Genomic DNA, 14076 nt, shown 5'->3' with positions numbered 1-14076 from the left:
CGAGCACCAGCCGCTGCCTCGCAGCGGCTTTTGTATTTTCTGAAATAACGAAGTGGAGAGCCGCATGGTTCCCGTAATCGCCCTGGTGGGCCGACCGAACGTCGGCAAGTCCACCTTGTTCAACCGCCTGACCAGGACTCGCGACGCCATCGTCGGCGACTTGTCCGGTCTGACCCGTGATCGCCAATACGGTGAGGCCAAGTGGCAAGGGCGTTCCTACATTCTGGTCGACACTGGCGGTATCTCCGGTGACGAGCACGGTATGGACGAAAAAATGGCCGAGCAGTCGCTGCTGGCCATTGAAGAAGCGGATGTCGTTCTGTTCCTGGTAGATGCCAAGGCCGGTTTTACCGCCGCCGACCAGATGATCGCCGAGCACTTGCGCAAGCGTAACAAGCGTTCCTACGTGGTCGCCAACAAGGTCGACAACATCGACCCTGAAATGGCCCGCGCCGAATTCGCCCCGTTGGGCATGGGCCACGCGATCCCGATCGCCGGTGCCCATGGTCGTGGCATCACCCAGATGCTGGAAATCGCCCTGAGCGACTTCCCGAAAGACGAAGAAGAACCGCAAGAAGGCGAAGAGGAAGAGATCGTTGCCGAAGGTGAGGAAGCCAAGCGCATTCCTGGCCCAAGCGAAAAAGACGGTATCAAGATCGCCATCATCGGCCGTCCGAACGTCGGCAAGTCGACCCTGGTCAACCGCATGCTCGGTGAAGACCGGGTGATCGTGTATGACCAACCTGGTACCACCCGCGACAGTATTTACATCCCGTTTGAGCGTAACGACGAGAAGTACACGCTGATCGACACCGCGGGTGTGCGCAAGCGCGGCAAGATTCACGAAGAAGTCGAAAAGTTCTCCGTGGTCAAAACCCTGCAGGCGATCAAAGACGCCAACGTGGTGATCTTCGTGATGGACGCCCGCGAAGGCGTGGTGGATCACGACCTCAACCTGCTGGGCTTTGCCCTTGAAGCCGGTCGTGCGCTGGTGATCGCGATCAACAAGTGGGACGGCATGACGCCGAGCGAGCGCGACTTCGTGAAGGTCGAACTGCAACGTCGACTGTTCTTCGTCGACTTCGCCGACATCCACTTCATCTCGGCCCTGCACGGCACTGGCGTAGGTAATCTCTACGCGTCGGTACAGAACTCGTTCAAGTCCGCGGTCACCCGCTGGCCGACCAACCGCCTGACCCAGATTCTGGAAGATGCGGTCGGCGAGCACGCGCCACCGATGGTCAACAACCGCCGGATCAAGCTGCGTTATGCCCACTTGGGTGGTGCGAACCCGCCGATCATCGTGATCCACGGTAACCAGATCGAGAAGGTGCCGAAGTCTTACGTCCGTTACCTGGAAAACACTTACCGTCGTGTGCTCAAGCTGGTCGGTACGCCGATCCGCATCGAGTTCAAGGGCGGCGAGAACCCGTACGAAGGCAACAAGAACTCGCTCACCGACCGTCAGGTCAACAAGAAGCGTCGTTTGATGTCGCACCACAAAAAGGCCGACAAGAAGCGCCGCGACAAGCGCTGATTCAAGGCCTCACTCTTTTTGTGAGGGCTTGTTGTGGCGAGGGAGCTTGCTCCCGCTGGACTGCGAAGCGGCCCCAGTATCTGCAACCGAGATCGTTCAGTTGGAACGCATCGGCTGTTTTGCGACTGCTGCGCAGCCGAGCGGGACGGTGCGGCGTTCCGACAAGCTCCCTCGCCACAAGTTATGCGGTGTACATTAGAAGAAGGGTGCCGGTTGGCGCCCTTTTTTTGTGGGCGTCGTTTGGGCTATCCTCGGGCTCTCCCGTGCCGCCGTTAGAGCCGGGTGTAGCCCAGGGAATCACCGATGATCACCAGTAAGCTGCCGAATGTCGGCATCACTATTTTCACGCAGATGTCTCAGCTCGCGACGCAAACCGGGGCGATCAACCTGTCCCAGGGTTTTCCCGATTTCGACGGCCCGCAGGCCCTGCGCGATGCGGTCGGTCGGCATATCGCCAGTGGCCACAACCAGTATTCGCCGATGACCGGCTTACCGGCGTTGCGTCAGCAGATCGCGGCGAAGATCGCTCGCAGCTACGGCGCGCATGTTGATGCCGACAGCGAAGTGACGGTCACCCCCGGCGCGACCCAGGCGATCTTCTGCGCGATTCAGGCGGTGATCCACAGCGGCGATGAAGTGATCGTGTTCGATCCGTGCTACGACAGCTACGAGCCCTCGGTCGAGCTGGCCGGTGGTCGCTGTGTGCATGTGCAACTCGGCCTGAAGGACTTCGCCATCGACTTCCAGAAGCTCGCCGAAGCCCTGAGCCCGCGCACGCGGATGATCATCCTCAATACCCCGCACAACCCAAGCGGTGCGCTGATCAGCCGTGCCGAGCTGGATCAGCTGGCGGCGTTGATCCGCGACCGCGACATCTATGTGATCAGCGACGAAGTCTATGAACACCTGGTGTTCGACGGTGTGTCTCACGCCAGCGTATTGGCCCATGAAGAGCTGTATCAGCGCGCTTTCGTGGTCAGTTCGTTCGGCAAGACGTACCACGTCACCGGTTGGAAAACCGGTTATGTCGTGGCGCCGCCGGCCCTTAGCGCGGAGCTGCGCAAGGTGCACCAGTACGTCAGTTTCTGCGGCGTGACGCCGTTGCAGTACGCGTTGGCCGATTACATGGCCGAGCACCCGGAACACGTCGAAGAGTTGCCGGGCTTCTATCAGGCCAAGCGCGATCTGTTCTGCGATCTACTGACGCCGTCGCGCTTCAGTTTTACCCGCGTGGCCGGTACTTATTTCCAGTTGGTCGATTACTCGCAGATTCGCCCGGACCTCAATGACGTCGAGATGGCGCTGTGGATGACCCGCGAGCATGGCGTCGCGAGCATTCCGATCTCGGTGTTCTACCAGACTCCACCTGAAGGCCAGCGCCTGGTGCGTCTGTGCTTTGCCAAGCGCGAGGAGACCCTGCGTGAAGCAGCGGCAAAACTATGCCTGATCTGAGTACTCTGCCCAATCTGAATCTTGCGCTGATCCAGACCACCCTGGCCTGGCACGATCGTCAGGCCAATCTGGAGCATTTCGAGCCGTTGCTGGAACAGGCTCGCGGTGCGGACCTGATCATCCTGCCGGAGATGTTCACCACCGGTTTCTCCATGGAATCGGAAACCCTCGCCGAGCCGGAAAATGGCGCCACCAGTAAATGGATGCGGGCTCAGGCGGCGAAGCTGGGCGCGGTGGTGACCGGCAGCATCATCGTCCAGGCGACTGACGGTAGCCATCGCAATCGTCTGTTGTGGGCACGGCCGGACGGGGAGGTGTGGCACTACGACAAGCGTCACCTGTTCCGCATGGCCGGGGAGAACAATCACTACACCCCGGGCGAGCGTCAGGTGCAGTTCGAGTTGAAGGGTTGGCGAGTGCGGCCGCTGATTTGCTACGACCTGCGCTTCCCGGTCTGGAGTCGCGATCCGCAAGACACTGACTTGCTGCTGTACACCGCCAACTGGCCGGGCGCACGGCGTCAGCACTGGAACCGATTGCTGCCGGCACGGGCGATCGAAAACCTCTGCTATGTGGCGGCGGTGAACCGTATCGGTACCGATGGCAAAGGCTTTGCGTATACCGGTGACAGTCAGGTCCTGGATTTTCAGGGCGAGACGTTGCTCGGTGCAGGCGATGCCGATGGCGTATTCAAGGTCGTGCTCGACGCGGCGGAACTGGCGGCATATCGCACACGGTTCCCGGCGAATCTGGATGCGGATACCTTCGAGTTCACCTGACCGATAGTTGAGCAACAAAAAAGGCCCCGAGGTTCTCACCCCGGGGCCTTTTGCATTTGCAGCGAAGCTTATGCCGCTTTCGCTTCCGGCTGGCTCAGGGAGCGGTTCAGTGCGCTGAACAGGGCCTTGAAGCTGGCAGTGGTGATGTTTTCGTCGATGCCGACGCCATGCACCGCACGCTCACCATTCACCCGCAGTTCAATGTAGGCCGCGGCCTTGGCATTGGTGCCCGCGCCGATGGCGTGTTCGTTGTAGTCCATGATCTCAACCGGAATCGGCAGGCCGGCCACCAGTGCTTCCAGGGCACCGTTGCCCTTGCCGCGCCAGTGCAGGTTGGTTTCGCCTTGACCTTTGCTGGAAACTTCGACTTCCACGGCGCTGTGTCCGTTTTCTTCCTGCAGGCGATGGCTGACCAGCGCGTACGGGGTGTTGGCCTGCAAGTACTCGCTGTGCAGCAGCGCGTGGATCTGCTGGGCTGTCATCTCCAGGCCCAGGCGATCGGTTTCACGCTGCACGACCTGGCTGAACTCGATTTGCATACGGCGCGGCAAGCTGATGCCGTATTCCTGTTCCAGCAGATAAGCGATACCGCCCTTGCCCGACTGGCTGTTGACGCGAATCACCGCCTCGTAGCTGCGGCCGATGTCGGCCGGGTCGATCGGCAAGTACGGCACTTCCCACAGGGCGTCCGGTTGTTGCTGGGCAAAGCCCTTGCGGATTGCATCCTGGTGCGAGCCGGAGAACGCGGTGTGAACCAGGTCGCCGACGTACGGGTGACGTGGGTGCACCGCAATCTGGTTGCACTCTTCGACGACTTTGCGCACGCCGTCGATGTCGGAGAAGTCCAGCTCAGGGTCTACGCCCTGGGTGTAGAGGTTCAATGCCACGGTGACGAGATCGACGTTACCGGTACGCTCGCCGTTGCCGAACAGGCAGCCTTCGACACGGTCGGCGCCGGCCATCAGGCCCAGCTCGGTGGCGGCCACGCCGGTGCCACGGTCGTTGTGGGTGTGCAGGCTGATGATCACGCTGTCACGACGGTTGATGTGACGACCGAACCATTCGATCTGGTCGGCATAGATGTTCGGGGTCGCGCATTCGACGGTGGCGGGCAGGTTGAGGATCACCTTGTGCTCAGGCGTCGGGTTCCACACCTCGATCACCGCGTCGCAGACTTCCTTGGCGAATTCCAGTTCAGTGGCGCTGAAGGTTTCTGGCGAGTATTCGAAGGTCCACTCGGTGTCCGGCTGCTGGGCGGCATATTTGACGAACAGCTTGGCGGCGTTTACGGCGATGGCCTTGATCCCGTCCTTGTCCTGGTTGAAGACAATGCGGCGGAAGGAAGGGGAGGTCGCGTTGTACAGGTGAACGATGGCCTTCTTGGCACCGCGCAGGGATTCAAAGGTGCGCGCGATCAAGTCTTCACGGCCCTGGGTCAGCACCTGAATGGTGGTGTCGTCCGGGATGTGGCCGCCTTCGATCAGGGTGCGCACGAAGTCGAAGTCGGTTTGCGAAGCAGCCGGGAACGAGGCTTCGATTTCTTTCACGCCGACCTGCACCAGGGTCTTCCAGAAACGCAGCTTCTTGACCGCGTCCATTGGCTCGATCAACGACTGGTTGCCGTCACGAAGGTCCGAGCTGCACCAGATCGGCGCTGCAGTGATGGTCTTCGATGGCCAGGTGCGATCCGGCAGGTTGATGGTCGGGAACGCGCGGTATTTCGAAGACGGGTCTTTGAGCATGCTCATTGGAAAATCCTTATTGTGTGGGCCGAAAAAAGGCGGCCTGCCGGTGGATCAAATGTTCTGGTAAAGCATCAGACGAGGCACCGCGATTCAGCCTGGCAGTCGTGCACTGACGAGGCACAGGCTGCGGTGCTGGCGGAGCTGAATGAGGGTGTGAGAGGTTTTCATGCCTTCAACCCTAACCGCGGGGGGAAAGGATGGCAAGCAGTCGAAAAACTTTGAGAGGAATACTCGAAAAGCGGGTTTTTGCGAGATTTTATTGCTCGTAAGAAGCAGGATCGTTTTGTCGCTTGCGCAGTGTCTCAGCCATGCGCAATCGATAGAAGAGGGGTTGAGTGGGTTGAGAGTGTTCGGTTTGCCTGCGGGTTTCGGTGATGCTCAGGCCGTCTTCGCGGGCCTGCCCGCGAAGAGGCCATCAGTCTCAACCACTGCTTATGGCTGAAACGCACCAATGAAAATCGCCGGGTCCACCCGCGCATCGTTCAAGCTGACGTTCCAGTGCATATGCGGCCCGGTCGCGCGGCCAGTTGAGCCGACTTTCCCGACCACCTCACCACGCGCCAGTTGCTGGCCGACTTTCACGTCGATCTTCGACATGTGGCAGAACATGCTGATAAAGCCCTGGCCGTGGTCGACGAACACCGTATTGCCGTTGAAGAAGTAATTCCCGATCAGGATTACCTTGCCGGCGGCCGGGGTTTTGATCGGCGTGCCAGCGGGTACGGCAAAGTCGAGGCCCGCATGGGGATTGCGCTCTTCGCCATTGAAAAAGCGGCGCACGCCGAACTTGCTCGACAGCGGCCCATCGACTGGTTTGTCCAGCAACAGGTTGCTCGGGGTATTCGGGCTGAAGCTGCGGTAAGCCTGGATCTGCTCGGCCAACTCGCCCTCGATGCGCTTGAGATTCGCCGGGTTCGGATTGACCTGCTGCGTATTCTTCAGGGTGATGTGCTGTTCCGGGTATTTCTTGTTGCCGACGGTGAAGCTCAGGTTGCGACCACCGCTGCTCAGCGACTGGCTGCCCGGTTTGACCGTCAGCGGCACGCCGACGATGGCCAGCCAGTTGTTCTGCTCTTTGACCACCAATACGGGTTTGCCTTGATAACTGGCTTTCGGCGCCTGGGCGGAGCTGCCCAGATCAACCACTGCCACGCCGCCCGGCACCGGTTTGTTCAACAGGCGGGTGATGTAACTGTCGGCGTGGGCGTTGAAGGTCAGGCACAGCAACAGCAATGGAGCAAAAAAGCGCGGCATGGATCAATCCAGTAAAGAGAGGGTGACAGGCGTCAGGTGATTGTCTTCGACCCGCACTTGCAGTTCGCCATCGCCGAGTTTGGCTTTCAGGCGCTGGCCGGTGTGGGTTTGCGCGGCGCTGCGGATCGCGTTGCCGCGCTCGTCCAGCAGAATGCTGTAGCCACGAGCGAGGGTCGCCAACGGGCTGACCACATGCAGCGTCTGCATCTGACTTTGCAGTTGCAGGCGACGGGATTTAAGCCCTTCGCGCATGGCCCGGGGCAGGCGCTCGGCGAGGCTGTCGAGGCGCTGGCGAAGCATCGCCAGTTGTCGCCCGGGATGTTGCCCGGCGAGGCGGGTTTCCAGGCGGATCAAGCGCTCGCGACGGGTGTTGAGGCTACGTTCGAAAGCGCGGCGCAGGCGCATGTCCAGATCATCCAGGCGTTGCGCTTGCTGACGCAGGCGTTCGCCGGGATGGCGCAAGCGGCGAGAGATGCCTTCCAGACGCAGCCGATCGCGCATCAAGCGGTCACGCATGCGCATCACCAGTCGTCGGTGCAGGCTTTCGACCCGACGCACCAGATCGCTGGAGTCAGGCGCCAGCAGTTCGGCGGCGGCGGACGGCGTCGGCGCGCGAACGTCGGCGACGAAGTCACTGATCGATACGTCGGTTTCATGGCCGACGGCGCTGACGATTGGCGTCACACAGGCGTCCACGGCGCGGGCCACGGCTTCTTCGTTGAAACACCAGAGGTCTTCCAGCGAGCCGCCGCCACGGGCCAGGATCAACGCATCGAAACCACGGGCGTCCGCCAGTTTCAGCGCGCGGACAATTTGCGCGGTGGCTTCGCGACCTTGTACGGCGGTAGGGATCAGCGTCAGTTGCACCTGCGGCGCACGGCGGCGGAACACACTGATGATGTCGCGGATCACCGCGCCGGTGGGTGAACTGATGATGCCGATGCGTTGCGGGTGCGCCGGCAGCGGCACTTTGCGTTCGGCACTGAACAGGCCTTCGGCGCTGAGTTTTTCCTTCAAAGCATCGAAGGCCAGGCGCAGGGCACCGTCACCAGCCGGCTCCACGGTGTCGAGAATCAGTTGGTAGTCACCACGGCCTTCAAACAGCGAAACCTTGCCACGAACCTTGACCGCCAGGCCGTCCTTCAGCGCCTGGCGAACCCGTGCCGCGTTCTGCCGGAACAGTGCGCAACGAACTTGGGCGCCGCTGTCCTTGAGGGTGAAATACACATGGCCGGACGCCGGGCGGGCGAGGTTGGAGATTTCGCCTTCGACCCAGATGTTGCTGAACACGTCTTCGAGCAACACCCGCGCGCGGCCGTTGAGCTGGCTGACAGTCAGGACTTCCCGGTCCAGGCCGAGTCTTGCAAAGGGATCTTTAATCATGGGGCGCAGTTTAAAGGCATTCGGCGATCAATCTCCATGATCCGGCGAAAATCCCCTGTGGGAGCCCCCTCGCCACAGGTCGCTCCCCACAGGTTTGCTACGGCAGCCGGGTGAAGTGTTCAACGAATTGCTGAACCAGCGCGGTGGGATCTTGCCGGCAGGCGAGGGCGACGGTGCTGTGGCAATCCGGATCGGCCAAGGGGAGAAAATGGATATCCGGCGGCGCAATGTCCTGCATCGATTCCGGTAACAGCGCGATGCCGAACCCGGCCTGGATCAATTGCAGTTGCGTGGTTTTGCGTGACACCACCCGAGCCGCCCGGGGAAAGAACCCTTGGCGCATGCACAACTCGGCAGATAGATAGCTCAGACCGCCGCGCTGTGGATGAGGGATGGAAATAAACGCTTCATCCTTCAACTGTGCCAGATCGATGCCGTGTGCGGACTTTTCCACAGCCAGCTGATGATTCGGCGGCACTGCCAACAACAGACGCTCGCTGTACAGCGGAACAATCTGCACCCCTTCACGCTGGCGCAGCACCGGCAGGCGCAACAGACCCACATCGAGGCGACCTTCGGCCAATTCTTCCAGTTGTGCCTCGGAGGACAGCTTGACGATGTCCATCGACACACCGGCATGCAGATCCAGATAAACGCTGATCCCGCGCAGCAGTCGACCACTCATGGGCACGGTGCTGGAATGGCTCAGGCGCAAGACGCCCAGTTGACCAGTGCCCACTTGAGTGGCCATTTCGCTGGCCTTGGTCAGTTCGTTCAGCAGGTTTCTGGCCCGAGGCAAAAAGGCTTCACCCGCTGCCGTCAGGCGGGGCTGGCGGGCGGTGCGTTCGAACAGCGGCGTTTGCAGGCGGGTTTCCATGTCCTTGATCTGTCGGCTCAAGGCTGACTGAGCAATAAACAGTCGTTCGGCCGCCGCGCTGAAGCTGCCGCTCTCGGCGATTTCCACGAAGTAACGCAATTGGCGGGTTGAAAGCACCAGGTATGCCTTTTTGAGATGGGTGATCGATTTTGAAGATATTAGTCGCAACGCCCGGCGCTGGCTAAAGTCATCACAGGAATAAAAGGAAGCCGTGTCGATGAATGTGCTGGAATTGTTGAGCCAATGGCCGTGGGGTGTGGTGGATTGGTTGGTGATCGGATTGGGTGTTGCCCTGGCCTACATCGTGTTCGGCATTGCCGGTTTTGGCACCGCGCTGGTGGCGGGGCCGATTCTGATTCTGTTCATGCCGCTGTCGAAAATCGTGCCGCTGCTGGTGCTGCTGGATTTCGTCGCCGCGTTCGGCAATCTGCTGCCCTCGCGCCGAGATGTGGAGCGGTCCGAGTTGCTGCGACTGCTGCCGTGCATGGCGGTGGGTTGCACATTGGGGGTGATTTTTCTGCTGAACCTGAAATCCGATGTATTGCTGCTATTGATGGGGCTGTTTATCAGCGCCTATGCGATTTACAGCCTGTGGATCAAAACCCGTCCGACACAACTATCCGCCGGGTGGGCGGTGCCGATGGGCACGGTGGGCGGGATGTTCGGGGCGCTGTTTGGCAGCGGCGGCTTTCTATATGCGATCTATTTGAACAGTCGCTTACCCAAGGATGAGGCCCGAGCCACCCAGAGTGCGCTGATCAGTTGCAGCACCGTGGTGCGTTTGAGCCTGTTTGCCGTCGCCGGTGTGTATGCCGAGCTACCCTTGTTGGTATTGGCGCTGTGTTTGTTGCCGGCGATGGCGCTGGGGCTGTGGATCGGTCGGCGATTGACCATGAAATTGTCCCGCGAGGCCTTCGTGCGGCTGGTGACCTGGCTGGTGCTGGCCAGCGGGATTGCCTTGATCGGGCGTTATTTGAGTACTTGACCGGATTTCGTCAGGGATTAAGCTGCCGGCCGCCCTGACAATCGGCGCACCGCAGTAACATCCATTTGACGCAGTAGGCTTGCACCATGAATTCGCAAAGCATCATTGTCCCGAAAATCTCCACACTGCCGGTACACGAACCCCGGGCCCGGGCGGTCGTGCGGTGGCTGGTGCGCAAGAACATCATTAAAGAAGAGCTGACCACCTGTGGCCGCACCGGCAATCACATGGCCCACGCCATCGCCGACGGCGCCCGCGCCGTGGTCCTGCACCCTGAAGCGCTGCCGTTCGGCGAGCCGATCAATGGGCTGGAGATCATCACCAAGCGTTGCATCTATACACCGGCCAAGGGTTTTCTCGAAGAAGCCGGCTGCGCCGAGTGCCGTAAGGAGATCGGCGAAGCGCTGTTCGAAAGCCTGGAAGACTGGATGCCGGGGCGCACCGATAACTTCACTTGCCCTGAGTGCGGGCATGAAGACGACATCAACGGCTTTCTGTTTTTGCAGGAATGCGGCTTTTCCAACCTGGGGTTCATCTTCAACAATTGGCTCGAGGCCGGGTTCAAGCAGGACTTTATCGATGAGTTTGCCGATTGGCTGGATCAGCCCGTGAGTTGGGTCAAAGTCGAACTCTAAATGCCGGCGTTGGTCCCCTATGGGGGACAATGTTTCTCCGTATGTCAGTAATGCCAATAATAGACAGAGTTTTACATTGAACCCGAGGGGGTGTCTGACTATAATGGCGCGCTTCCATTTTCCCGCTCGGGAGCCCCCGCGATGCTGCGTATCAGCCAAGAAGCTCTGACATTCGACGACATTCTCCTAGTGCCCGGTTATTCCGAGGTGCTTCCTAACGAAGTCAGTCTCAAGACCCGCCTTACCCGTGGCATCGAGCTGAATATTCCACTGGTTTCCGCCGCTATGGACACCGTTACTGAAGCCCGTCTGGCAATCGCCATGGCTCAGGAAGGTGGCATCGGCATCATCCACAAGAACATGACCATCGAGCAGCAAGCTGCCGAAGTGCGCAAGGTCAAGCGTTACGAAGCCGGTGTGGTCAAGGACCCGATCACCATCGAGGCCGATGCCACGGTGCGTGAACTGTTCGAACTGACCCGCCTGCACAATATCTCCGGCGTTCCGGTACTGCACGATGGCGACCTGGTCGGCATCGTCACTTCCCGTGACGTGCGTTTCGAAAACCGCATGGACGTCAGTGTCCGTGAAGTGATGACGCCTAAAGAGCGTTTGGTCACGGTCAAGGAAGGCGCCAACAAGAACGATGTGCGTGAATTGCTGCACAAGCACCGCATCGAGCGCGTGCTGATCGTCGACGACAAATTTGCCCTCAAAGGCATGATGACTGTCAACGACATCGAAAAAGCCAAGGCTTATCCGCTGGCCAGCAAGGACGATCAAGGTCGTCTGCGCGTTGGCGCTGCAGTCGGTACCGGTAAAGACACCGGTGACCGTGTAGCTGCCCTGGTCCATGCCGGTGTTGACGTGGTGGTGGTCGACACTGCCCACGGTCACTCCAAAGGTGTGATCGACCGCGTTCGCTGGGTCAAGCAGAACTTCCCTGAAGTGCAGGTCATCGGCGGCAACATCGCCACCGGCGCTGCCGCCAAGGCCCTGGCCGAAGCCGGCGCTGACGCAGTCAAGGTCGGTATCGGCCCAGGCTCGATCTGCACCACCCGTATCGTCGCCGGTGTCGGCGTCCCGCAAATCAGTGCCATCGCCAACGTTGCCGCTGCCCTTGAGGGCACCGGTGTTCCGTTGATCGCCGACGGCGGCATCCGTTTCTCCGGTGACCTGTCCAAGGCCATCGTGGCCGGTGCCTCCTGCGTGATGATGGGCTCGATGTTCGCCGGTACTGAAGAAGCGCCAGGCGAGATCGAACTGTTCCAGGGCCGTTCGTACAAGGCTTATCGCGGCATGGGTTCGCTGGGCGCCATGTCCCAGGCTCAAGGTTCCTCCGACCGTTACTTCCAGGACTCCTCCGCGGGTGCCGAGAAGCTGGTTCCGGAAGGCATCGAAGGGCGTGTTCCTTACAAGGGCACCCTGAGCGCCATCATCCATCAACTGATGGGCGGCCTGCGTTCCTCGATGGGTTACACCGGCAGCGCCGACATCGAAGAAATGCGCACCAAGCCTGAGTTCGTGCGGATCACCGGCGCTGGCATGGCCGAGTCCCACGTTCACGACGTACAGATCACCAAAGAAGCGCCAAACTACCGCGTAGGTTGAGGCTTCAAGCAAATCGTTAAGCAACCGGGGCTGTTCTATTCAGCCCCGAGTTGTTTCTGAATCACGACTGTTTCTGAATTACTTAGACGAGACTGAATCATGGCCCTCGACATTCACGCTCACCGCATCCTGATCCTCGACTTCGGTTCCCAGTACACCCAACTGATCGCCCGCCGCGTGCGTGAAATCGGCGTTTACTGCGAACTGCATCCGTTCGACATGGACGAGGAAGCCATTCGCGAATTCGCTCCAAAAGGTGTGATCCTCGCCGGCGGTCCCGAGTCCGTGCACGAAGCTGACAGCCCTCGCTGCCCGCAAGCGGTGTTTGACCTGGGCGTGCCAGTCTTCGGTATCTGCTATGGCATGCAGACCATGGCCGAGCAACTGGGCGGCAAGGTTGAAGGTTCCGACCTGCGTGAGTTCGGTTACGCCCGTGTCGACGTGGTCGGCAAGAGCCGCCTGCTCGACGGCATCGAAGACCACATCGACGCCGATGGCCTGTTCGGCCTCGACGTATGGATGAGCCACGGTGACAAAGTCACCAAGATGCCGGAAGACTTCCACATCCTGGCCAGCACCCCGAGCTGCCCGATTGCCGGCATGTTCAACGATGACCGTGCCTACTACGGCGTGCAGTTCCACCCGGAAGTGACCCACACCAAGCAGGGCGGTCGCATCCTGTCGCGCTTCATCCTCGACATCTGTGGCTGTGAAGCGCTGTGGACGCCATCGAAGATTGCCGAAGACGCCATCGCCCAGGTCCGCGCCCAGGTCGGCACCGACAACGTTCTGCTCGGCCTGTCCGGCGGCGTGGACTCCTCGGTGGTTGCCGCGCTGCTGCACAAGGCCATTGGCGATCAGCTGACCTGCGTATTCGTCGACAACGGCCTGCTGCGTCTGCACGAAGGCGAGCAAGTGATGGCCATGTTCGCCGAGAACATGGGCGTCAAAGTGATCCGCGCCAACGCCGAAGAGCAGTTCCTCGGTAACTTGGCGGGTGAGTCGGACCCGGAGAAGAAGCGCAAGATCATCGGCCGTACCTTCATCGACGTGTTCGATGCCGAATCCTGCAAGCTGGATAACATCAAGTACCTGGCCCAAGGCACCATCTACCCGGACGTGATCGAGTCGGCTGGCGCGAAAAGCGGCAAGGCACACGTGATCAAGTCGCACCACAACGTGGGCGGCCTGCCGGAAGAAATGAACCTCAAGCTGGTTGAACCGCTGCGCGAGCTGTTCAAGGACGAAGTCCGTCGTCTGGGCCTGGAACTCGGCCTGCCGTACGACATGGTCTACCGTCACCCGTTCCCGGGTCCGGGCCTGGGCGTGCGGATCCTCGGTGAAGTGAAGAAGGAATACGCCGACCTGCTGCGTCGTGCCGACCACATCTTCATCGAAGAACTGCGCAAGGCCGACTGGTACCACAAGGTCAGCCAGGCGTTCGTGGTATTCCAGCCGGTGAAATCGGTTGGCGTTGTCGGCGATGGCCGTCGTTACGCCTGGGTCGTTGCCCTGCGTGCCGTGGAAACCATCGACTTCATGACCGCGCGTTGGGCGCACCTGCCTTACGAACTGCTGGAAACCGTCAGCGGCCGTATCATCAATGAAATCGAAGGCATCTCCCGCGTTACCTACGACGTGTCGAGCAAGCCGCCGGCGACCATTGAGTGGGAGTGATGTGTCGACTGGCAATGACCAGTAGTCACTAGCAAGAAAGTGGAGGCCCGCATTATGCGCAATGTTATTCACTTAAGGTTCGTTTGATTCATTTTGGCCAGGGAGCAAGCTCCCTCACCACGGATTTATCTTTCCCTTAAG

At 60.2% G+C, this 14076-nt stretch carries 11 protein-coding genes; 7 read left to right on the top strand and 4 right to left on the bottom strand.

All coding sequences use genetic code 11. The features are described 5' to 3' along the window. Positions 1-64 precede the first annotated feature (64 nt). From der to PGR6_RS23210, 3 genes are all read left to right on the top strand, one after another. Positions 65-1537: a ribosome biogenesis GTPase Der gene (der, locus tag PGR6_RS23220; RefSeq protein WP_018927059.1), complete on the top strand. Its 1473-nt coding sequence runs from the start codon at positions 65-67 to the stop codon at positions 1535-1537. Between the two features lie 303 nt (positions 1538-1840). Beyond that, entirely contained in the window at positions 1841-2989 is a 1149-nt protein-coding gene (locus PGR6_RS23215; protein ID WP_018927058.1) for a pyridoxal phosphate-dependent aminotransferase, read from the top strand. Then, positions 2977-3768 (top strand): amidohydrolase, encoded by a 792-nt coding sequence (locus PGR6_RS23210; RefSeq protein ID WP_064620132.1) that lies wholly within the window; start codon positions 2977-2979, stop codon positions 3766-3768. Before PGR6_RS23215 ends, PGR6_RS23210 begins: the two co-directional genes overlap by 13 nt. 68 nt (positions 3769-3836) lie before the next feature. On the opposite strand, the gene leuA is transcribed toward PGR6_RS23210, so the two are convergent. The 4 genes from leuA to PGR6_RS23185 form a co-directional block, all read right to left on the bottom strand. Continuing rightward, positions 3837-5516 carry a 2-isopropylmalate synthase gene (gene leuA, locus PGR6_RS23205; protein WP_064620129.1) on the bottom strand — a complete coding sequence of 560 codons (1680 nt, stop codon included), beginning with the start codon at positions 5514-5516 and terminating at the stop codon, positions 3837-3839. A gap of 429 nt (positions 5517-5945) precedes the next feature. Further along, the gene (locus PGR6_RS23195) at positions 5946-6767 is read right to left on the bottom strand and encodes a peptidoglycan DD-metalloendopeptidase family protein (RefSeq protein WP_064620122.1); all 822 of its coding nucleotides are present in this window, start codon (positions 6765-6767) and stop codon (positions 5946-5948) included. A gap of 3 nt (positions 6768-6770) precedes the next feature. Continuing rightward, positions 6771-8150 (bottom strand): exodeoxyribonuclease VII large subunit, encoded by a 1380-nt coding sequence (xseA, locus tag PGR6_RS23190; RefSeq protein ID WP_018927054.1) that lies wholly within the window; start codon positions 8148-8150, stop codon positions 6771-6773. A gap of 97 nt (positions 8151-8247) precedes the next feature. Further along, positions 8248-9144, bottom strand: a complete 897-nt coding sequence (locus tag PGR6_RS23185; protein WP_064620120.1) for a LysR family transcriptional regulator — start codon at positions 9142-9144, stop codon at positions 8248-8250. Between the two features lie 100 nt (positions 9145-9244). Between PGR6_RS23185 and PGR6_RS23180 the strand changes: the two genes are divergently transcribed. The 4 genes from PGR6_RS23180 (at position 9245) to guaA (ending at position 13935) form a co-directional block, all read left to right on the top strand. Continuing rightward, on the top strand, positions 9245-10012 hold the full coding sequence (locus PGR6_RS23180; protein WP_064620117.1) for a sulfite exporter TauE/SafE family protein: 768 nt from the start codon (positions 9245-9247) through the stop codon (positions 10010-10012). A gap of 86 nt (positions 10013-10098) precedes the next feature. Next, entirely contained in the window at positions 10099-10647 is a 549-nt protein-coding gene (locus PGR6_RS23175) for a hypothetical protein (protein WP_018927051.1), read from the top strand. 141 nt (positions 10648-10788) lie between these two features. Then, positions 10789-12258, top strand: a complete 1470-nt coding sequence (guaB, locus tag PGR6_RS23170) for an IMP dehydrogenase (protein WP_018927050.1) — start codon at positions 10789-10791, stop codon at positions 12256-12258. Between the two features lie 99 nt (positions 12259-12357). Further along, positions 12358-13935 (top strand): glutamine-hydrolyzing GMP synthase, encoded by a 1578-nt coding sequence (gene guaA, locus PGR6_RS23165; protein WP_064620114.1) that lies wholly within the window; start codon positions 12358-12360, stop codon positions 13933-13935. Positions 13936-14076: the final 141 nt, after the last annotated feature.

Source organism: Pseudomonas sp. GR 6-02 (assembly GCF_001655615.1).
Taxonomy (GTDB): domain Bacteria; phylum Pseudomonadota; class Gammaproteobacteria; order Pseudomonadales; family Pseudomonadaceae; genus Aquipseudomonas.
This window is presented reverse-complemented; position numbering and strand designations above follow the sequence as displayed.

Excerpts from the sequence above, each read along its gene's own strand:
- PGR6_RS23195 (WP_064620122.1), bottom strand. The coding sequence starts at position 6,767 with ATGCCGCGCTTTTTTGCTCCATTGCTGTTGCTGTGCCTGACCTTCAAC.
- leuA (WP_064620129.1), bottom strand. The coding sequence starts at position 5,516 with ATGAGCATGCTCAAAGACCCGTCTTCGAAATACCGCGCGTTCCCGACC.
- xseA (WP_018927054.1), bottom strand. The coding sequence starts at position 8,150 with ATGATTAAAGATCCCTTTGCAAGACTCGGCCTGGACCGGGAAGTCCTG.
- guaB (WP_018927050.1), top strand. The coding sequence starts at position 10,789 with ATGCTGCGTATCAGCCAAGAAGCTCTGACATTCGACGACATTCTCCTA.
- PGR6_RS23180 (WP_064620117.1), top strand. The coding sequence starts at position 9,245 with ATGAATGTGCTGGAATTGTTGAGCCAATGGCCGTGGGGTGTGGTGGAT.
- der (WP_018927059.1), top strand. The coding sequence starts at position 65 with ATGGTTCCCGTAATCGCCCTGGTGGGCCGACCGAACGTCGGCAAGTCC.
- guaA (WP_064620114.1), top strand. The coding sequence starts at position 12,358 with ATGGCCCTCGACATTCACGCTCACCGCATCCTGATCCTCGACTTCGGT.
- PGR6_RS23175 (WP_018927051.1), top strand. The coding sequence starts at position 10,099 with ATGAATTCGCAAAGCATCATTGTCCCGAAAATCTCCACACTGCCGGTA.
- PGR6_RS23210 (WP_064620132.1), top strand. The coding sequence starts at position 2,977 with ATGCCTGATCTGAGTACTCTGCCCAATCTGAATCTTGCGCTGATCCAG.
- PGR6_RS23215 (WP_018927058.1), top strand. The coding sequence starts at position 1,841 with ATGATCACCAGTAAGCTGCCGAATGTCGGCATCACTATTTTCACGCAG.